This window comes from Mesorhizobium sp. B2-4-6 (assembly GCF_006442775.1).
In the GTDB taxonomy this organism is placed as follows: Bacteria; Pseudomonadota; Alphaproteobacteria; order Rhizobiales; family Rhizobiaceae; genus Mesorhizobium.
Genome location: NZ_VFVI01000006.1, coordinates 92502 through 111224, shown reverse-complemented (window position 1 = coordinate 111224; position 18723 = coordinate 92502). Strand labels below are relative to the sequence as shown.

Annotated in this window: 18 protein-coding genes; 9 read left to right on the top strand and 9 right to left on the bottom strand. The window is 65.6% G+C overall.

The features are described 5' to 3' along the window. Positions 1–8: 8 nt before the first annotated feature. Genes FJ957_RS17230 through FJ957_RS17190 form a run of 9 tightly spaced genes read left to right on the top strand, consistent with a single transcriptional unit; the run spans position 9 to position 10092 of the window. Positions 9–1460, top strand: a complete 1452-nt coding sequence (locus FJ957_RS17230) for an amidohydrolase (protein WP_140833303.1) — start codon at positions 9–11, stop codon at positions 1458–1460. Next, positions 1457–2476, top strand: a complete 1020-nt coding sequence (locus FJ957_RS17225) for a CobW family GTP-binding protein (protein ID WP_140833301.1) — start codon at positions 1457–1459, stop codon at positions 2474–2476. Before FJ957_RS17230 ends, FJ957_RS17225 begins: the two co-directional genes overlap by 4 nt. 9 nt (positions 2477–2485) lie before the next feature. Next, positions 2486–2920 (top strand): VOC family protein, encoded by a 435-nt coding sequence (locus tag FJ957_RS17220; RefSeq protein WP_140833299.1) that lies wholly within the window; start codon positions 2486–2488, stop codon positions 2918–2920. A 32-nt stretch (positions 2921–2952) separates the two neighbouring features. Next, positions 2953–3912, top strand: coding sequence for a thiamine pyrophosphate-dependent dehydrogenase E1 component subunit alpha (locus FJ957_RS17215; RefSeq protein WP_181177582.1), 960 nt, complete (start codon positions 2953–2955; stop codon positions 3910–3912). After that, positions 3912–4922: a transketolase C-terminal domain-containing protein gene (locus FJ957_RS17210; RefSeq protein WP_140833295.1), complete on the top strand. Its 1011-nt coding sequence runs from the start codon at positions 3912–3914 to the stop codon at positions 4920–4922. Before FJ957_RS17215 ends, FJ957_RS17210 begins: the two co-directional genes overlap by 1 nt. A 13-nt stretch (positions 4923–4935) precedes the next feature. Beyond that, positions 4936–5715, top strand: coding sequence for an SDR family oxidoreductase (locus tag FJ957_RS17205; RefSeq protein ID WP_181177583.1), 780 nt, complete (start codon positions 4936–4938; stop codon positions 5713–5715). Positions 5716–5725: 10 nt separating this feature from the next. Further along, positions 5726–7504 carry a gamma-glutamyltransferase gene (locus tag FJ957_RS17200; RefSeq protein WP_181180602.1) on the top strand — a complete coding sequence of 593 codons (1779 nt, stop codon included), beginning with the start codon at positions 5726–5728 and terminating at the stop codon, positions 7502–7504. Positions 7505–7539: 35 nt separating this feature from the next. After that, the gene (locus FJ957_RS17195) at positions 7540–9063 is read left to right on the top strand and encodes an acyl--CoA ligase (RefSeq protein ID WP_140833289.1); all 1524 of its coding nucleotides are present in this window, start codon (positions 7540–7542) and stop codon (positions 9061–9063) included. Positions 9064–9066: 3 nt separating this feature from the next. Further along, positions 9067–10092, top strand: coding sequence for a 2-dehydropantoate 2-reductase (locus FJ957_RS17190; protein ID WP_140833287.1), 1026 nt, complete (start codon positions 9067–9069; stop codon positions 10090–10092). Between the two features lie 139 nt (positions 10093–10231). Here the strand turns inward: FJ957_RS17190 and FJ957_RS17185 are convergent, their stop codons facing one another. The 9 genes from FJ957_RS17185 to hutC all read right to left on the bottom strand — a co-directional run bounded on the left by FJ957_RS17185 (position 10232) and on the right by hutC (position 18582). Next, entirely contained in the window at positions 10232–11626 is a 1395-nt protein-coding gene (locus tag FJ957_RS17185) for an amidase (RefSeq protein ID WP_140833285.1), read from the bottom strand. A 108-nt stretch (positions 11627–11734) separates the two neighbouring features. Then, entirely contained in the window at positions 11735–12265 is a 531-nt protein-coding gene (locus FJ957_RS17180) for a TIGR02444 family protein (protein WP_140833283.1), read from the bottom strand. A 1-nt stretch (position 12266) separates the two neighbouring features. Beyond that, positions 12267–13664 (bottom strand): FAD/NAD(P)-binding oxidoreductase, encoded by a 1398-nt coding sequence (locus FJ957_RS17175; protein ID WP_140833281.1) that lies wholly within the window; start codon positions 13662–13664, stop codon positions 12267–12269. Beyond that, complete coding sequence (locus FJ957_RS17170) at positions 13661–13963, bottom strand: (2Fe-2S)-binding protein (protein ID WP_140833279.1); 303 nt, start codon at positions 13961–13963, stop codon at positions 13661–13663. The genes FJ957_RS17175 and FJ957_RS17170 overlap by 4 nt, the downstream gene beginning before the upstream one ends. Beyond that, positions 13947–15053, bottom strand: coding sequence for an FAD-dependent oxidoreductase (locus FJ957_RS17165; protein ID WP_140833696.1), 1107 nt, complete (start codon positions 15051–15053; stop codon positions 13947–13949). Before FJ957_RS17165 ends, FJ957_RS17170 begins: the two co-directional genes overlap by 17 nt. Before the next feature lie 11 nt (positions 15054–15064). Continuing rightward, a complete protein-coding gene (locus FJ957_RS17160; RefSeq protein ID WP_246674308.1) occupies positions 15065–15847 on the bottom strand; it encodes an aspartate/glutamate racemase family protein in 783 nt (260 codons plus the stop codon). Further along, complete coding sequence (locus tag FJ957_RS17155) at positions 15837–16490, bottom strand: UbiX family flavin prenyltransferase (RefSeq protein WP_140833277.1); 654 nt, start codon at positions 16488–16490, stop codon at positions 15837–15839. The genes FJ957_RS17160 and FJ957_RS17155 overlap by 11 nt, the downstream gene beginning before the upstream one ends. Next, positions 16487–17809, bottom strand: coding sequence for a UbiD family decarboxylase (locus FJ957_RS17150; protein ID WP_140833275.1), 1323 nt, complete (start codon positions 17807–17809; stop codon positions 16487–16489). Before FJ957_RS17150 ends, FJ957_RS17155 begins: the two co-directional genes overlap by 4 nt. Next, positions 17806–18582, bottom strand: coding sequence for a histidine utilization repressor (hutC, locus tag FJ957_RS17145; RefSeq protein ID WP_140833273.1), 777 nt, complete (start codon positions 18580–18582; stop codon positions 17806–17808). Before hutC ends, FJ957_RS17150 begins: the two co-directional genes overlap by 4 nt. Positions 18583–18723: the final 141 nt, after the last annotated feature.

The window sequence follows — 18723 nt, the reverse complement described above, 5'->3', positions numbered from 1 at the left end:
GCCGGTGAATGGCGTTTGACAGCGTTGGAGAAATCAACCACAATCTCCTGAAGACTGTCAACAGTTTACAGAAAACAGAAATGAATCTGATCGAAAACACGCGGCGGCAATGGAAGCTCTTGCAAGCGAATATCATCAGCAAATTCAATAACTTATGGTTAAACCCAGAGCTCGGGAACATGGAGTTCGCCGCCAGCGGCGCGCTATGCGACTGGCTGGAGAAGCACGATTTCAGGGTCGAGCGCGGCGTCTGCGGCCTGCCGACGGCGTTTCGCGCGGAGGCGGGTGAGGGCGGGCCGGCGATCGCGCTGCTGGCCGAATATGACGCGTTGCCGGCCACCGACAACGCGGCGGTCGCCTATCGCAGCGGCACCGGCAGGGCGGCGGGACATGCCTGCGGTCACAATCTGATCGGGCCGGCCAATTGCGGTGCGGCCATCGCCGCCGCGCTGGCTGTGCGGGAAGCCGGTCTTGTAGGGCGTGTCGTCGTGCTTGGCACGCCCTCCGAGGAGATCGTCTGGGGCAAGATCGCGATGTTTGGCCTCGGCGCCTTTGACGGCATCGACGCGATCCTGACCTCACATGGCGACTACCAGAACGGCGCGATCTCACGCCCCTGCCAGTCGGTGATGAACGGTGAGATCGTCTTCCTCGGCGAATCCGGCCACGGCGGAGGCACGCGGCGCCGCAACGCGCTCGACGCGGCCGAACTCGCGGTGCAGTCGCTCGAAAGGCTGCGCGCCCATCATTTTCCAGATGCCTCGCTCGAGCACGTGCTGCGCGTTGCCGGCCATATCCCCAATGTGACGCCAGACGAGGCGCGGCTGTGGCTCACCGCGCGCCACGCCGATTTCGAGCGCGCCAGGGCGGTGTTCGATTTCGCAATCGGCGTGGCCGGGCAGGCGGCCGAGATGACGGGCGTCGCCTTTCGCCATCAGTTCATCGCCGGCACGCGCGGCTATCTGCCCAACGACACGCTCGCACACGCCCTCCAATCAGCGTTGGAGCTGGTCGGTCCGCCGCGCTGGACGGGCGAGGGGCGCGACTTCATGCAGGCCTTGGCGAAGGCGTGCCGTCCGAATGGTGGCTTCACGCTCGATGACGGGATCAGGCTCCACACCGAAGGTCTCGATCCTTACGGGCAGGACGACGGCGAGGCGAGCTGGCGCATTCCGCTCGGTCGCGTCAACTGGGCCTTTCCCGAGGAAGTGCCGTTGCACAACTGGGCGCTCACGGCGTTGTCGGGCCACGAGGCCAGCCATCCCGGCCCGCTGATGGCGTCGGAGGCGCTGGCCATCGCCACCGTGCGGTTGCTTGCCGATCCTGCCGTCGTCGAGGCGGCGAAGGCGGAACTTGCCGGACGTGTCGACGGCAAGGCGCTTGGCGAGCCGGCCTTCGGCGCGCTGGAGACGATGCGCCATCGCCCCGAAAGCTTCTGGAACGCGAGCTGGGTGGAATGAACGCGCTGCCAGATCCGAAGAGCCTGCGTCTTGCGCGCGAGGAGACGGCGCCGGTCGCGGTGCTGACCGGGTTCCTGGGCAGCGGCAAGACCACGCTGGTACGCCGGTTGCTCGCGCTGCCGCAGGCTGCCGACACGGCCGTCATCGTCAACGAGTTCGGCGAGATCGGTCTCGATCACCTGTTGGTCGAGACCGTCGATGAGAACATCGTCGTGCTGCCGGGCGGTTGCCTGTGCTGCCAGGCGCAGGGCGACATGGCGCGCGCGCTGCGTTCGCTGGACGAGGCCGTGGCGGCCGGCGGGTTGCCGCCATTCCGGCGCGTCATCATCGAAACCAGCGGCCTTGCCGATCCGGCGCCGCTGCTGCAGGCCTTTCTTGCCGATCCGCTACGTCTGTCGCGCTACCGGCTGGCGGCGCTCGTGGCCACCGCGGATGGCGTGCTGGGTCCGGACGGGTCGTTCGGGCACGCCGTTGCGCAGGCACAACTGGCGCTGGCAGACCGGGTCCTGATGACCAAGCTGGACATTGCCGGCGAGGCTGGCGAGGCAGGTGCCCGTCGCGCCCTGGATGCGCTCGGGGTGACCAGCGTCGAGCCGGCCGCCTCCAACGATGCACTGATCGCCCAGCTTTTCGCGCCGGCGCCGGCTTTCCGTGCCCGCTGCGCCATGTCCATGGCGGCGGCCGGGCATTCCTGCGCCTTCGCTTCGCTTGCAATGGATGTGCCGGCCAGGCTCGACCTTTCGCGCCTGCTCGCGGCGCTGGAGGCGATGGCCAGCCGGCATGGTGAAAACCTGGCGCGGCTGAAGGGCATCGTCGACGTTAGCGGTGATGCGAGGCCAGTCGCCATCCATGCCGTGCGCCATATGGTGGCGCTGCCGCGCTTCCTGGAGGCTGTAGCGCCGACGGCTCCGCGCGCCATAGTCGCCATCTTTCCGGCTGAGGCGGGCGATGCGATCCGCGAGGATCTTCGCGATCTTGTCGCGGATGCCGGGACGCCGTGCAGCGCGCGCGGCTAGGAGCTTCCAATGAAACTTAAAGGGCTCGATCATATTTCGCTGGCCGTCGCGGATTTCGATCTTTCGGTCGATTTCTATCGCCGCGCGTTCGGCTACCAGCTCGTCTTCGAGGAGCGCGACATGGCGCGCGAAATCCAGAGCATGATGGGCGTGGAGCGCCTGTCCTGCCATCTCGCGCAGCTCACGCTCGCCGACGGCCCGCGCCTCGAGCTGATCCAGTTCCTGCATTGCGACACGCCGGCGCAGGCGAGGCCGCTGTCGGCCGGCTCCGGCCATGTCGGCCTGACGGTCGAGAATGTCGACGAAGCGCTGTTCGAAGTCGCGGTGCTGGGCGCTGTCGCGATCGGCGACGTCACCATCTTTCCCGAAGGGCGGTCCGCCTATTGCCGCGAACCCGGCGGCTCCTTCCTCGAACTGCTCGAATTCACCCAAGACGGCGGCTGAGCATGGCCGGCCAGGACATCGGAACAAGACCCATGAAGCTGAACCCGATCTCACTCTTTCGGACCATGGCGCGGATGCGCGCCTTCGACGAGGCCTGCCTCGAAGGCGTGCAGACCCTCGAGATTCATGGCGAACTGCACACGGGCATCGGCCAGGAGGCGATCGGGGTGGCGCTGGCGCAATCGCTGACGCCGAATGACGCGGTGGTCAGCACGCACCGCAATCATTTTCACGCGCTCGCCAAGGGCGTGCCGCCGCGCGCGCTTATGGCGGAGATCTTCGAGAAGGAAACGGGGCTGTGCCGGGGGCGGGGCGGTCATATGCATCCCTTCGACCCCGAGCATCACTTCTCGGCCACGGGCATCGTCGGCGCGTCGCTGCCGGTGGCGCTCGGCTATGCCTACAAGTTCAAGATGATGGAGCTGCCCCACATCGCCGTTGGCATTTGCGGCGACGGTGCCACCAACCACGGCACCTTCCACGAATGCCTGAACATGGCCGCCGCCTGGGGCCTGCCGCTGGTGTGCCTTGTCGAGAACAATGAATATGCGATCTCCGTGCGTTTCCGCGACGTGACGGCCACGCCGACCATCGCCGAGCGCGCCAGCGCCTACGGCATCACCGGCCGGCGCGTCGACGGGACGGATGTCGACGCAGTGACGCAGGCTTTCGCGGAGATCGCCAAGCACACCCGCAAGGGCGGCGGGCCGTCGCTTCTGGAAGCGACCTGCTATCGCTTCAGAGGCCATTACGAGGGCGATCATGACAATTACCGCGAGCGCGCCGAAAAGCAGCGCATGCGCGTCGAGATGGATCCGATCCTGCGCTACCGCGCGGATTTGCTGCAGCGCGGCGCGGCGACCGAAGCCGAACTTGACGCCATCCGCGCCAAGGCCAAAGAGGAGATGGCGGCGATGCTGGCCGATGTACGCGCCGACGCCATGCCCGATCCGGCCGGCGCGATGGATTATGTCTTTGCCGAGGTGATGTGATGACGGCCAGCATACGCAAGATCAACGCCTCGCAGGCCGTCGCCGAAAGCCTGATGCAGGAAATGGCGCGCGACGAAAGCGTCGTGCTGCTGGGCGAAGACGTCGGCCGCTCGGGCGGCGTGTTCGGCTCAAGCCGCGATCTCCTCGAACGTTTCGGCCCGATGCGCGTGCGCGACACGCCGATCTCCGAGATGTCGTTCACCGGCATGGGCGTCGGCATGGCGATGGCTGGATTGCGGCCGGTGGTCGAGATCATGTTCGTGGACTTCATGGGGGTCTGCCTGGAGCAGATCTACAACGCTATGGCCAAGATCCCCTACATGTCCGGCGGGCGGGTGAAGATGCCCATGGTGATCAAGACCGCCGGCGGCAACATCGGCTCCGCCGCGCAGCACTCGCAGTGCCTGTGGGGAACCTTCGCGCATCTGCCCGGCATGCATGTCGTGGCGCCGGCCTCGGTGCGCGACCACAAAGGTCTGATGGCGGCCGCCATACGTTCCGACAATCCGGTGGTCTTCATCGAGCACAAGGGGCTGCTCCTGAAGAAGGCCAAGGATTTCCTGACAGGCTCCGAGGTGCCGGAAGATGCGTTCGTGACGCCGATCGGCAAAGCCGAGGTGGCACGTAAGGGCGGCGATATCACCCTCGTCACGCTCAGCGCCGGCGTCGAATATGCCATGGAGGCGGCGGCCGAGGTGGCTGCAGACGGCATCGACGCGGAGGTGATCGACCTGCGTTCCATCGTTCCGCTCGACACGGAAACGGTCGCGGCGTCGGCCGCCAGGACGGGCCGGTTGCTCGTGGTGGACGAGGATTATCTGTCCTTCGGCCTTTCGGCCGAGGTGGTCGTGCGCGTGCTGGAAAAGCTCGGGCCGACGGCGCTGCGCCAGATCCGCCGCCATGCCGTGCCCGACGTTCCGATTCCCGCCGCGCTTTCGCTCGAGGAGGCGCTGGTGCCGGGGCCGGCCTCGATCGCGCGCGTGCTGCGCGAAATGGCGGCGGTATCGTGATTGTGAGGTCGGCATGAACACTGCAGCAAACATCCTGCCTCCGGGGCATGTCGTGGTGGTCCTCGGCGGCGCCGGCGCCATCGGCGCGGCCTGCGTGCGCGCCTTTGCCGAGCAGGGCACCACGGTCTGGTCAGTCGATCTTCAGGAGCAGGCCGCGGCTGGCGCCTTGACGGATCTTGCCGGAGCGCATCGCGCCGTCGCCTGCGACGTTACCCATCCCGCATCCTGCGAAAGGTTGGCCGAGCTTGTCGGCAAGGCCGACAGCGTCGTCTACGCCGCCGGCCTCAATGCGGACGGCAATGTCGTCGACATAGACTGGAACGTCTATCGCAAGGTGATGGCGGTCAATCTCGACGGCGCCTTCCACATCGGCGCCGCGTTCGCCCGGCGCATGAGCGCGCGCGGCGACGGCGGAGCCTTCGTGTTCGTGTCTTCCACCGCTGGCCTGCGCGGCGAGGCCGGTGCCTCCATTTACTGCGCCAGCAAGTTCGGCCTGATCGGCTTCGTCGAAAGCATGGCGGCGGAATTCGCCGGCGAACGCATCAGGGTCAATGCGGTGTGCCCGGGCAATGTAGACAGCCCGATGCTCAGGGACGTCGCGCGCCGCATCGCCGAACGCACCGGCGCCGATGCCGACGCAATCTGGCTGGACATGGCCCATAGCGGCGCGGCGCGGCGGCTGGTGACGCCGGCCGAGGTGGCGGCGCTCTGCGTGCATCTCGCCTCGCCCGCTAGCGCGGCGATCACTGGAACCACGGTGCGCGTCGATGCCGGCGCCATGCTCAGCGCCTAGGAGAGAAAGCATGGCGATCATGGACAAGGCCGTCGACGACGCCGCCGGCGGCATGCGCAACAACACCTCGCCGGTGCCCAACATCTTCCCGCCGCCGGAATCCATGCGGCCGACGCTCGTCGGCGAGCACTATTCGGTGGTCGCCGGCCACCCCCTGGTGGCGATGATCGCGGCCGACGTGCTGGAGCGTGGCGGCACGGCAATCGATGCCGGCGTCGCGGCGGGCCTCGCCAGCAACGTCATCCAGGCCGACATGTGCAATCTCGGCGGCGTGGCGCCGATCCTGGTGCGGCAGGCCGGGTCCGACCAGGTCTGGTCGATCAGCGGCGTCGGCACATGGAGCGAGAGCGTCACGCTCGAAGCGTATCTGGAGCGGCACAAGGGCGACATGCCGCTCGGCGCGCCATGCTCCATCGTGCCGGCGGCCGTCGATGCCTGGCTGTCGGCCTTGTCGCGTTTCGGCACCTGGTCGTTTACCGATGTCGCTGCACCCGCCATCCGATACGCCAGGGAGGGCTTCGTGCTCGACCGGCGCACGGCGCTGGCTTACGAGCTCATGGGCGCGACGTTCCGGAACTGGGAGAGCTCACGCGCCATCTACTGGCCGCAGGGCAGGGCGCCGCGCGAGGGCGACCGGCTGAAACAAACGGACCTCGCGCTGCTTCTGGAGCGGCTCGCCGCCGCCGAGCAGAGTGGAAACCGCGAGCAGGCGCTGGAAGCCGTGCGCAAGGCTTTCTACGAGGGCGAGGTCGCCGAACGCATCGTGGCTTGGGTGAATGGCAATGGCGGCTGGATGACGCTGCAAGACCTGGCCGGTTTTCGCAACGAGGTCGCGCCTGCAAAGAGCTACGATTATCGCGGCTGGCGCATGTTCACGGGCGGCGCCTATAGCCAGGCACCCGTCATCCTACAGACGCTGTCGGTGCTCGCCGGCTTCGACGCGGCCGTTCTCGCCGGTCGTGAGGACGAATACCTTCATTTGCTAACCGAGGCGATGAAACTCGCCTTCTCGGATCGCGAGAAGTTCTACTGCGACCCGAATTTCGCCACGACGACGATCGAGGAGCTTTTGTCGGACGAGCATGTCCAGCGGCTGCGCGCGCTGGTCAACCCCGCCAAGGCGCTGCCCGACCTGCCGACGCTTGCCCTGCCTGCGCCAAGTAGCCTCAGGCAGAACAAGCGCCGCGACACTACCAACTTCACCATTGTCGACGCCAAGGGCAATGCCTTCAGCTGCTCGGCCAGCGACACGATCGACGGCAATCCGATCGTGCCGGGCCTTGGCATCATGGTGTCTCCGCGCGGCGTGCAGTCGAGGCTGGACGCCGCGCATCCGGCGGCATTGGGGCCGGGCCGGCGGCCGCGGCTGACTCCGTCGCCGGCGCTCGCGCTCAGCCTCGGCGGAGCCGAGCGGCGGGTCATGGCACTGTCGTCGAGCGGCGGCGACGTCATTCCACAAGGAATATTGCAGACGTTCCTCAACATCGTAGATCGTGACATGTCACCGCAGCAGGCGGTGGAGGCGCCACGCATCACCTGCCTTGCCTTTCCGGATTCCTTCTTTCCGCATTTCCATGACGTCGGACGGCTCAGCGTCGAAGCCCGCATCCGTGAAAACACGCGGGCGAAGCTGGCCGCGCTCGGCCACCGGATTCATCCATGGCCGGACTATGAATTCGACGCCAGCGGCGTCGCCGTGTCACTCGATCTGACGCCGCCTTCGTCCGACGGACGCGTGCTGGGCTCCGGCGCCGACCTACGGCGCAGCCACTACGCCATCAGCCGGTAGCCGCGCCGGCAATAGCCAGCGAGACCGCCAAGCCAATGGGAAACACCGACGTGAAGAACACAGTCCTCACTCTCCTACGCAGTGCGCCGGATGCATCTCTTGCGCTGAGTGCGCCCGGCCGTCCCGGGCTGAGCTATGGGGAACTCCGGGCGTTCGTGGGAAGCATTCACCGGCAGCTCGCGGCGCGCGACATCGGCGCGGGCGACCGCGTGGCGATCGTGCTGCCGAACGGGCCGGAGATGGCCTCGTCGTTCCTGGCGGTGGCGTCGGGCCTGTCTGCCGCCCCGCTCAACCCGGCCTACAAGGAGGCCGAATACGAGTTCTACCTGTCCGACCTCAGGCCCAGGCTAGTGCTGGTCGAGCCGGGGTCGGACAATCCGGTGCGCGCCGCCGCCGCCCGTCTGGGCATCCCGGTCGCCGAGATCAGGATCGCCGAGGGCGCGCCCGCCGGCGCCTTCAGTCTGTGGGACGAGGAGGCCGGTTGTGTGCCGCCCGGACCGCAGCACGAGGCGCTGGTGCTGCACACCTCCGGCACCACCTCGCGACCGAAGGTGGTGCCGCTGTCGCAGGCCAACGTCCATGCCTCGGCCAACAACATCGCCGGCACGCTGAGGCTGACGCAGGATGATCATTGCCTCAACATCATGCCGCTATTCCACATCCACGGGCTGATGGCGGTGGTGCTGGCCTCGATGACGGCCAGTGCCTCGGTGTGCTGCACGCCCGGCTTCAACGCGCTGCGTTTCTTCGGCTGGGCGGGCGAGGAGAAGCCGAGCTGGTATTCGGCGGTGCCGACCATGCACCAGGCGATCCTGCAGCGCGCTGAGCGCAACCCGGAAGCGGTGGAGGCCATGGCGCTGCGCTTCGTGCGCTCGTCCTCGGCCTCGCTACCGCCGGCCGTGTTCAAGCAGTTGCAGGAGACCTTCCGCTGCCCGGTGATCGAGGCCTACGGCATGACGGAAGCGGCGCACCAGATGGCGTCGAACCCGCTGCCGCCGGGCGAGCAGAAGCCCGGCCATGTCGGCAAGGCGGCCGGTCCGGAGATCCGCATCCTGGATGGCGAAGGCACTGAGCTCGGCGTTGGCGTCGAGGGCGAGGTGTGCATCAAGGGCGCCAACGTCACCGCCGGCTACGAGAACAATGCGGCCGCCAACGCGGCCAGCTTCACCAATGGCTGGTTCCGCACCGGCGACCAGGGTTTTCTCGACCAGGACGGCTACCTGAAGATCACCGGCCGCATCAAGGAGATCATCAACCGTGGCGGCGAGAAGGTGTCGCCGCTGGAGGTGGACGATGTGCTGCTGGAGCATCCGGCGGTGCGCCAGGCGGTGACCTTCGCCATGCCGCATAAGGCGCTCGGCGAGGAGGTGGCGGCTGCGGTGGTGCTGATCGAGGGGGCGAGCCTGTTGGCGAGCGAGTTGCAGGACTTCGCCGGCCGCACGCTCGCCGCCTACAAGGTGCCGCGCAGGATTGTCATCCTGGACGAGGTGCCCAAGGGAGCGACGGGCAAGGTGCAGCGCATCGGGCTGGCCAAGCTGCTCAACTTGGGCGAGGCCTGAAAGATGACCAGGGTTTGCGTTTTTGGGGCTGGCGCTATCGGCGGCTATCTGGCGGCCTCGCTGGCCAGAGCGGGCGCCGACGTGTCGATCGTGGCGCGCGGGTCGCACCTGGCGGCCATCCAGGCCAACGGGTTGAAGCTGATCAAGGATGGCGAGGAGACGGTGTGGCGCGTCCGAGCGAGCAGCGATCCGCGCGATCTCGGCGAGCAGGACTTTGTCATCGTCGGCATGAAGGCGCATGCGGTGCCGCCGGTTGTCGGCCAGTTCGCGCCGCTGCTGGGCAAGGACACCGCCGTGGTGCCGGCGGTCAACGGCCTGCCGTGGTGGTACTTTCATGGCGCCAACACCGGCACGGCGCTCGACGAGACCTGGCTGGAGAGCATCGATCCGGGCGGGGCGCAGTGGAAGGGGTTGGGGCCGGAGCGCGCCATCGGCTGCGTGGTCTATCCGGCCTGCGACGTTCCCGAGCCCGGTGTCATCCACCATTCCAAAGGCGACCGCTTCACGCTGGGCGAGCCGAACGGATCGGACACAGAGCGTCTGAGGTTGTTGTCGGAGCTGTTGATAGCGGGCGGGCTGAGGGCGCCGCGCAAGGCCAGGCTGCGCGACGAGATTTGGATCAAGCTGTGGGGCAATTCCTCGTTCAACCCGGTGTCGGCGCTGACCGGGGCCAGCCTGGATGTGATTGGCGCCGATCCGGCGTGCCGAGGCCTGATCCATGACATCATGGTGGAATGCAAGGCCATCGGCGAGGCGATTGGCGCGCGTTTCGGCGTCGCTATCGAACAACGCATCAAGGGTGGTACCGATATTGTCGGCCATAAGCCCTCGACCCGTCACGACGTGGAATTGGGGAGGCCAATGGAGATCGATCCTCTGGTGTCGTCGGTGCAGGAATTGGCGCGCAGGCTCTCCATCCCGACGCCTACTCTCGATATCGTTGCCGCGCTGCTTCGCCTGCAAGGCCAGGTTCTGGGCCTCTACGATCGAAAGCCTGCTATCGAAGACTCTATCCGCGCCGCGGGCTGAAACCGGCTGAAGCCAATATACGAAGGCGCCCAACTTTGGCGTGGGTCAGTTCGCTGCCCTCGTCTCATGAACTCTGCCTTCGTGTGGGTTTCTCCTTTTCCTCAGCGGTTCTGGTGATAGCTCATTGAAGCGGCGGCAGTCACGGACTCGCGAAATCCGAAAGATCGGGGGAGGGCGAACGTCCCAGAACCGTCTCGAACCCACGAGCGAGGGAGAGAAGCCGTTCGTCTGCCCTGCCGGGACAGATCACCTGCAAACCTGTGGGCAATGCCGACGGAACGTGCGGGAGCGGCAGGCTCGCCGCGCAGAGGCTGAGGACATTCGCCGATCGGGTCGGGCCGGTACAGGCCTCCAGAAGAGCAGCGGATGCAGAAAGGGACGTGAAATCTCCCGGAAATGCCGGCGGCAACTTCCATTTGACCGGTCCGACCCAGGCATCGATTCCGTCGAACCAGGTGGTGCTGAGCCGGACGAGTTCCTGCTGGCGCCGGCGCGCGGCGGCATATGAGTCCGGCGTGATCTCGAACCCAGCGGCGATGCTGGCGGCGATGTCCGGGTTCATGAATTCACTCGTGCGGTGGAACCGCTCGCGGCCGAACGAAGCGACCATCTCGGCTAGGCTGATGGTGCGGAAGAGCGGATCGATCTCCGCGAGTTCCGGGATATCCATTTCCACAATGGTGACGCCGGCGGCCGCAAGTGCCGACAAGGCGTCTTCGAGCCTCGCCGCCACACGGCCGTCCAGACGGTCGCCGAAAAGGATCCGGGGCCGGCCGAGCTTTACTCCTTCGATCGCTGCGGCTGATGGTACGGGAGTGCCGCAAAGAGCGGCGAAGACGATAGCGGCATCCTCGGCGGAACGGGTCAGCGGACCGATGGTGTCGAGCGTCGCAGAAACCGGAAAGCAGCCATCCATCGGCCAGATGTCCGCCGTTGGCTTCAGGCCGAACACGCTACAGAACGCAGCCGGACCGCGGATCGAGCCACCGGTGTCGGTGCCGATGGCAAATCCGCAAAGGCCCGCCGCGACGGCGGCCGCCGACCCGCTTGAAGAGCCGGCAGTCAGTCGAAACACGGCGGCGTCCCAGGGGTTGCGCGGCGTGCCCCGCCGGTAATTGGCGCCCGTGCCGCTCATTGCGAACTCGACGGCCTTGGTCTTTCCGATGACGACGCAGCCGGCGGCGGCAAGGCCGCGCATGAAGCCGCCCGGGCCGCCGATCAGGTCAGAGACATCGATATCCGAGCCGGCCGTCGTCGGCATTCCGTCGACGGCGATGATGTCCTTGACCGCGACGGGCACGCCCATCAGGGGGCCGAAATCGGCACCACGGGCGAATGCCTCGTCGACGGCCTTGGCGGCTTGCAACGCGGCTGATGCCGCCACGTGTTCATAGGTCTGCAACTGGCGATCGAGGGTGGCGATCCGCGCCAGATAGGCTTCGGTCGCGGCGACGGCTGTCGTCTCGCCGGCGCGCAGCCGGCGCCCGAAGTGGCTTATGCCACCGCGATCGAGCGGATCGGCCGGAATGGTCATCGGAAGTCAGTCTCCTGCAATCATACGGCCTGCGAAATCGTCAAAGCCGTGGGTGATTCAATCGGTTTTCGTCCGGCACCGCGCGATCCTCTAGGCGTGACACGACGTCTAGCGATCGGCCGGTGGGTGCGGGGAGGCGACACGGGCAGCTTCTGCCGCCGCGAGAATGCGCGCCAGCGCGCTTTCGATCGCGCTGTTTCGGCTGCGTGCCGGAACAAGGTCCGACAGGGTCGCTTCCAGTGCCGGACCGGCGCCGGCCGCGTTCTCCAGCCAGCGTGCGATGAAATCGACTTGCAGCCGTTCCGCCTGCAACTCCGCCTTCTTAATCTCGGTACGAAGCTGTTCCTTCGCACTTTCAGCGGTGTCCTGGCGCGCGGCCTTCAGTTTGCGCCTTATGGCGCGCAAAGGCAGCACCGCGTCTTTACGCCAACCCGCGGTTCCGGCTCGCAGCGCCTTGATCTCTCCGCCCGAAAGGCGCTTGCCCAAAGTTATGTCGGCATGAACGAGCATCAGCATCTCCACCACGTCGACGCCCGCCTCGTCCTGGAGGACAAGGCAAGCTTCCGGCACGCCCTGGCGCCGATAGAAATCGAGCATGAACGCCCATGCGGCTTGTGCGGAGGAGGGCCGGTCGCTCACGTCATTCCTCTCCGTATTGGCTGGCCAGTTCGCCGATCGTGACAGGCTTGAGCGGCGCGCGGACACGATAATATCCTGTCGCGTCGAGGGTCTGGCCGGTTTCGCGGGCCACGATGGTGCTGACAGTGGGACCGCACATGCGGCCCTGGCAAGGGCCCATGCCTGATCGCACGAAGGCCTTGGTCTGGTTCGGGCCGACGCAGCCCTGCCGCACGACATCGCGAATGGCGCCGGCGCGAACCATCTCGCAACGACAGACGACCACCTCGTCGGGCGGAGCGAGCACTTCGTCGCGCGGACGATAGAGCCGGTCGAGGAAAGGCCTGATCGTCAGGTGGGCGTCGAGGGCCTGCTGCGCGACGGCCTTTCGTCTTGCAAATTCAGTTTCGGTAATCTTGCCGAGACGTTTGAGGATCGCCAGCGCGCACAGCGCGCCGGCATCGGCGCTGGCCGTCGCGCCTATGATGCCGCCGCCGTCGCCGGCGACGAAGATACCGGGAATGGAGCTTTCCCCCATCGGGTCGAGGACGGGGAGGAAACACTGTTGCCCTTCATCCCATTTATGGGCGCAGCCGATGGACCTGGCTATCTGCTGGCTTGGTATCACGCCCTCATGCAAGGCAATCAGGTCGAGCTCGATGCGGAAGGGGCGAGTGCCGGCATGGAAGCTGACGGCGCTTGCGCGCTCGGCGCCATCGATACGGAGGTTGGAAACCCGGCGGTGGATCTGCACGCCGCGCCGGCGCAACGCAGCCATCAGTCCCAGGCCCTTCCGAAGGTAACCCGGACCGTGGCCGAAAACGGCTTTCGGCAGATGCCGCAGCGCGGGGATGAGATTGGCGCGCTCCGCAGTGTCGAGAAGGACCAGGTCGGAAATGCCGGCTTCGAGGCACTGGACCGCGAACAGGTAGAAGAGCGGACCGCAGCCGGCCAGCACAAGGCGTCCGGAGGGGCGAAGGCCCGCATCCTTCAGCATGATCTGCAAGGCGCCGATCGTCATGACTCCCGGCAGTGTCCAGCCGGGCACCGGAACCGGCCGCTCCATCGCGCCCGAGGCGATGACGAGGGTCCTTGCCTGCAACTGCTCGACCTTACCGTCAGCTTTGATCCAGACTGTGCCGTCGGCATCGATTCGCCAGGCGCTCGTGTCGAAGTGCAACTCAGCCGCGCTGGCGCGCAGCCTGACCGTCAGCGCGGCGCCGCCTGCATAGTCCGCGCCGAGCACAGCCAAAAGGGCCGCATTGTCCGCGTTGCGTTCGACGGCGCGGTAGACCTGGCCGCCGGGCGCGGACTGTTCGTCGATAACGAGCGTGCGGGCGCCGCCTTCGGACAGCGTTGCGGCCGCCGTCATTCCGGCAGGTCCGGCTCCGATCACGATGGCGTCCCACGGGTCATTCATACGAGCGACCTCGCACCGTGCTGGCGCTTGACGGCCATGCCGGGGCGGGCCCTTGTCAGGCAGGATTGCTGGTTCTGTTTGCCGTCGATCTCGACCAGGCACTCGAAGCACGCGCCCATCATGCAATAGGGCGCGCGCGGACTTTCATCGACAGGGCTTTCCCTGAAGGGCGAAATCCCGGCTGCCAGCAGCGCAGCGGCGACACTATCGCCGGACCGGAAAGGAACCTGGGAGCCCTCGAAATCGAGGACACTACCGCCCGGGGGCAATGCGGAGCTTCGTTCAACCCTGGTGAACATCGAACCTGCCGCTTGTGAAGCTCGAAAGATGTTCGGGCAGCCGACCTTTCGCCAGCGCCGGACCGATCTCCAGCGCATGGACGCTGGCGAGGGTGACGCCGCTGTGGCAGGTGACGGCAAAGGCGCCTGGAAAACGCTCGGATTCCTCGTAGATGGGGAGGCCGTCAGGCGTCATGACGCGCAACGAACCCCAACTGCGCACCACCGTGGCCTCGGCAAGCGCCGGAAAGACGCGGGCTGCCGTCCTGCACAGCGCGGCTGCGATGGGTACATCTGTTCCTTCGTCGAAACCGCGATCTTCATGGCTGCTGCCCAGCAGGACCGTGCCTTCGACCGATTGCCGGATGCAGTTGGTGGCATAGGGCAGGAATGGCTTAATTCGTTCGGTGACGACAATCTGTCCCCGCTCGGGCCTCACCGGCATTGAAAGCCCCACATGCTTGGCGAGGTTGGCCGCGCCCAGACCAGCGGCCAGGGCGATCCGCCTGCCGGCGACCCTGCCAGTGCGGCTGACTGCCTTGAACCCATCTCTTTCGATGGCGATGTGCTCGACCCGGAACCCCGGGTGATAGCGGCCGCCGGCGTCCTGCAACCCTTGTTGCAGCGCGCGTAGCAGATACAGCGGATTGACGTGGCCATCGAGCGAGGAAAACGAAGCGCCAACCACGTCGTCGCCGATCCCGGGCAGCAGGGCCTGCAAGTCGGCGCGGTCGAGGATGGACATGTCGATGTCGCCGCCATCGGCCTTTGTGCGCGCGATGACGTCGCGGCGCTTGTTCAGCTCCGCCTCGCTAAAGCAGAATTGCAGCCCGCCAGGTTGCCGCCATCCGATGTCGAAAGAAACGGCATTGCTCAACCTTGCGGCAAATCCCGGCCACATGCGCCCTGCGTGCAGCGACCACTGCATATAGGGCGGGGTGCCGACGCCTTTTCCCTGCAGCCAGACAAGGCCAAAATTGCCGCGAGCGGCGCGATGGGCCTGGTCGCCTTCATCGAGCAGGACGACGTTGGCTCCTGCAGTCTGCGCGCCCCATGCAAGGGCTGCCCCGACGAGGCCGCCACCCACGACGATCAGGTCGTACGCCTCCATCGCGGTGTGCTTCAGGAGGTTTCCGGGTGGAAACCGCGAGGCCTCAAGCCTGCGTGAAGCCACTCGACGAGCGACACGACATCGTAGACAGGCACGCCGAAGGTCTTCTCGATTGCCCGCGAATAGGGAGGAAGATTGGCGCATTCGCTGACCAGGGCGCCTATCGACGGCGTTTCGGCGAGCATGCGCTCCACAGTCTCCAGAGCGTCGCGCTCCTGTGCCGCATAGGAGACCCGGGAGGCGTTGTTGCGCATGTTGGCGCGGATCGGCCCGTCAAAGGCGAGCTCGCCGAGTGGAAGGCCGACAGGAGCACCGATATTTATGAAATGCTCGTCCGTGATGGACTTGCGATCCGAAACGATGACGCCGACAGTCTTATCCGCCGGCAATGTCTGCAGCACGAGTGGAATCTGCATCAGACTCGATGAGGCAATCGGCACTCCGCTGTAGGCGCGCAATTGCGGATGTACCATCGCCAGGAACCCGCAACTGGTGGCGATGCCGTCCACGCCCAATTCGGTCAGCCGGTCGATAGCGTCGTAAAAAGCCGGCAAGGCCTTTTCGGGCGCGCCCTCGATCACATCCTGTGGGCGCACTCCGGTGACAACATGATACTGTACCGGGAAACGCCAAGTCAGGGCATTGGCGACATCACCCGGAAGGCGCTCGAACCCGGTGTCGAGCACGATAATGCCGATATGCGCGCCGTGGACCGGACGGCGGCGCGGGCGATCAGCGGTTTGCTCGATATTTATGACAGGTTGCATCGGTAAGGACTCTGCTTCAGGAGGCATCGCCGCCGGGTTTCGGGCAGGCTTCGCGGTCGACGCTCATTCCATCCCACCGCGCCACCTTGCCGCTGTCGATGCCGAACAGGTCGAGCGCGCGGCCGACGCTATGGTCCACCATCTCTTCAAGCGAGCGTGGCCTGGCGTAGAACGCGGGAACGGGCGGCATGATAATCGCACCCATCTCGGCGAGCGCGGTCATTGTCCGAAGGTGGCCGAGATGCAGCGGAGTCTCGCGCAGCATCAGAACAAGCTTACGGCGTTCCTTCAACACCACGTCCGCCGCGCGGCTCATCAGGCTGGAGGTGACGCCGGTGGCGATCTCGGACATCGTCCTGATGGAACAGGGCGCGATCAGCATGCCGAGCGTCCGGAAGGATCCGCTGGAAATCGAGGCGCCGATGTTTTGAACATTGTGGTAGACGCTGGCCCGTTCGGCGATCTCCGCAGGACGCATGCCGAGTTCCTGGGAAAGCGTCAGATGCGCCGACCGCGTCACTATCAGATGGGTTTCGACGCCGGCGGCCCTGAGCTGGTCCAGCGCTCTGATGCCATAGACGGCGCCGGAGGCGCCGCTGATGCCGACGATGATGCGGGGAGGCTGTGGCTCGCCCGTGCCGCCATGCCAGTATGAAGCAGGTCCGCTCACGCGTTTTCGAACCAGTTCGCGAGATCGACCTTGTCGGCAAGCCTGATTTTCTTGCGTTCGAATTCGGCCCTGCGGTGGAACGGCTTGGTGGCGTCGACAAGCAGGCGCCCCCAATGATCCTTGGCTTCGTCGCGATAGAAGGAAGGCGTGTCGGGAATGATGATCATGTCCTTGTCTGGGCGGCACCGGGTCAAGGTCGCCCACATCACGTCATCCATGCTGTAGATGTCCACATCCTCGTCGACGACGGTGACCACCTTGGCCCAGATCGGCTCGGCGCCGATGGTGGCGAGCATTACCTGGCGGGCGTGGCCCTCGAACTGCTGGTCGACCTTGATCACGGCATGATTGACAAAGGGCTGGCAGGTGACATCGAGAATGCCGGGCAGTGCCGCGCTCAACCGTTGGAAGATGTTGGCGGACACCGACAGTTCCAGCGTCAGCACCTCTTCGGCCGAGCCGCACAGGATGCTGTGGAACATGGCGTCGCGCCGCACCGTCACCCCCAAAACCTCGAACACCGCATTCGGGCCTTCAGGGACGTAGTAACCCATGAATTCGCCGAACGGGCCCTCGGGCCGGCGCTCGTTTGGCAGGAAGCGGCCCTCGATGACGATTTCGGTGTCGGCCGGAACCTCAAGGTCGATATATTTGCACTTGCGCATGGCGATGGGGCTGCCCTTCAGCCGCGCCGCGACCTGGAGTTCGTCCACGTCATAGGGCAGCGGAGCCGCGGCGGTGAGGAAGGATGTCGCCGGCGCGCCGATCAACATCGCCGCCTCCAGCGGCTTGCCCATTTTCTCGGCCTTCTCATGATAGATGGTGAGGTGATGGCGCGGCGCCAGGCGGCAGCGCAGTTCGCTGTCGCTCACATACATCGAGCGGTGATAGGACAGGTTGCCGATCCCCGTCTCGGGATCCTTGGCAATGAACATGGCCGAGGTGAAATAGGGCGCGGCGTCGCGATCGGAGTATGTGATGAGCGGCAGATCAGACAGCTTGCATTCGGTCAGTTCCGGGTCATCGACCTTGACGAAGGGTTCGCCGACGCTTGCCGAGCCGAGATTGGCAAGATTGCTCCATTGGCGGCAGAAATCGGTGGAATCGATACCGATCACCTCTGCCAGGCGCTCGCGCGAGCCATAAACGTTGGTAACGACGGGAAAGCGTGTGCCCTTGACGTTGGTGAAAAGGATCGGCTTGCCCCAGCGCTTCTGGGCCACATGGGTGACGGCAGCCAGTTGATGGAACGGGTCGATCTCCTTGTCCACAACAAGCAGGTCGCCGCGTTCACGCAAGCGGGCAACGTAGTCTCTCATCGGATTCTCCTGGATGCCGCGGCATTGCGCTGCTGCGTGGTGCCGCGGTTCGGGGTGGCTTCATGCGAACTGCGCAACCGGTAACGATCGCCCGGATAGAGGAAGCGGCTGCGGGTCACGGGCACGCCTTCGCGCCACGTACGGCGATCGAGCAGAAGGCAGGGCTGGTTGCCGTCGATCTCGAGGGCACGCCTGCTTTCTTCGTCGGCGCGGATCGCCCGGATCGTGTTGTCGACATAGGTCACTTCGGTTTCCCGCAGGAGATAGGCGTGAGGCGTGATGCGGGTGAAGTCCTGCTTCAGATAGTCGGGAGCTTCCGCCGGGTTGACGAAGCGATCCTCGATCTGGATGGGCGTTCCGTCCTCCTTGTGAAGCAGGCGTGAATGGCAGACCGGACCGTCGTAGGGCAGGGGCAGCATGCCGGCGAACGGACTTTCGGGGGGCACAAAGCCGAGAAAGAGCACTTCGCTGGTATGCACGCCGCCACTGAGAGCGATTTCCTCCGAGACGTCGGGCAGATCAAATATGGCGCACTGCATCCGGGGCCCGACGACGAAAGTGCCGCGACCCTGGATGCGAACGAGCATGCCTTCTGACTGAAGCTCCCGCAGGGCCCGGCGCACGGTCAGGGAGGAGGCGCCGAATTCCTCGGCCAGAGATTCTTCGGAAGGCACCCGGAAATCGGCGGGCCATTCGTCTCCGCGTATGCGCTTTTCGATGGCCGTCTTGATCTGCTCGTAAAGGGGCTGCGAGTTTTGAAGTTCGTTCGCCATCCTCTCTCGCTCCCATTGTAATATCATATGTTGGGCGGATTGATACGACGAGTTTGGGCGGATTGTCCAGCGTCATTTAATTCGCGTTGATCATGGCCGAGGCTGGAATCAGCGGCAAATTTACCGGAAATTTGCGAAATC

What these genes read in the sequence shown, in the direction of transcription:
- FJ957_RS17195 (WP_140833289.1), top strand. Translation starts at nt 7,540, where the DNA reads ATGGGAAACACCGACGTGAAGAACACAGTCCTCACTCTCCTACGCAGT.
- FJ957_RS17220 (WP_140833299.1), top strand. Translation starts at nt 2,486, where the DNA reads ATGAAACTTAAAGGGCTCGATCATATTTCGCTGGCCGTCGCGGATTTC.
- FJ957_RS17185 (WP_140833285.1), bottom strand. Translation starts at nt 11,626, where the DNA reads ATGACCATTCCGGCCGATCCGCTCGATCGCGGTGGCATAAGCCACTTC.
- FJ957_RS17160 (WP_246674308.1), bottom strand. Translation starts at nt 15,847, where the DNA reads ATGCCTCCTGAAGCAGAGTCCTTACCGATGCAACCTGTCATAAATATC.
- FJ957_RS17215 (WP_181177582.1), top strand. Translation starts at nt 2,953, where the DNA reads ATGAAGCTGAACCCGATCTCACTCTTTCGGACCATGGCGCGGATGCGC.
- FJ957_RS17205 (WP_181177583.1), top strand. Translation starts at nt 4,936, where the DNA reads ATGAACACTGCAGCAAACATCCTGCCTCCGGGGCATGTCGTGGTGGTC.
- FJ957_RS17150 (WP_140833275.1), bottom strand. Translation starts at nt 17,809, where the DNA reads ATGAGAGACTACGTTGCCCGCTTGCGTGAACGCGGCGACCTGCTTGTT.
- FJ957_RS17170 (WP_140833279.1), bottom strand. Translation starts at nt 13,963, where the DNA reads ATGTTCACCAGGGTTGAACGAAGCTCCGCATTGCCCCCGGGCGGTAGT.
- FJ957_RS17230 (WP_140833303.1), top strand. Translation starts at nt 9, where the DNA reads ATGGCGTTTGACAGCGTTGGAGAAATCAACCACAATCTCCTGAAGACT.
- FJ957_RS17190 (WP_140833287.1), top strand. Translation starts at nt 9,067, where the DNA reads ATGACCAGGGTTTGCGTTTTTGGGGCTGGCGCTATCGGCGGCTATCTG.
- FJ957_RS17210 (WP_140833295.1), top strand. Translation starts at nt 3,912, where the DNA reads ATGACGGCCAGCATACGCAAGATCAACGCCTCGCAGGCCGTCGCCGAA.
- FJ957_RS17165 (WP_140833696.1), bottom strand. Translation starts at nt 15,053, where the DNA reads ATGGAGGCGTACGACCTGATCGTCGTGGGTGGCGGCCTCGTCGGGGCA.
- hutC (WP_140833273.1), bottom strand. Translation starts at nt 18,582, where the DNA reads ATGGCGAACGAACTTCAAAACTCGCAGCCCCTTTACGAGCAGATCAAG.
- FJ957_RS17200 (WP_181180602.1), top strand. Translation starts at nt 5,726, where the DNA reads ATGGCGATCATGGACAAGGCCGTCGACGACGCCGCCGGCGGCATGCGC.
- FJ957_RS17225 (WP_140833301.1), top strand. Translation starts at nt 1,457, where the DNA reads ATGAACGCGCTGCCAGATCCGAAGAGCCTGCGTCTTGCGCGCGAGGAG.
- FJ957_RS17175 (WP_140833281.1), bottom strand. Translation starts at nt 13,664, where the DNA reads ATGAATGACCCGTGGGACGCCATCGTGATCGGAGCCGGACCTGCCGGA.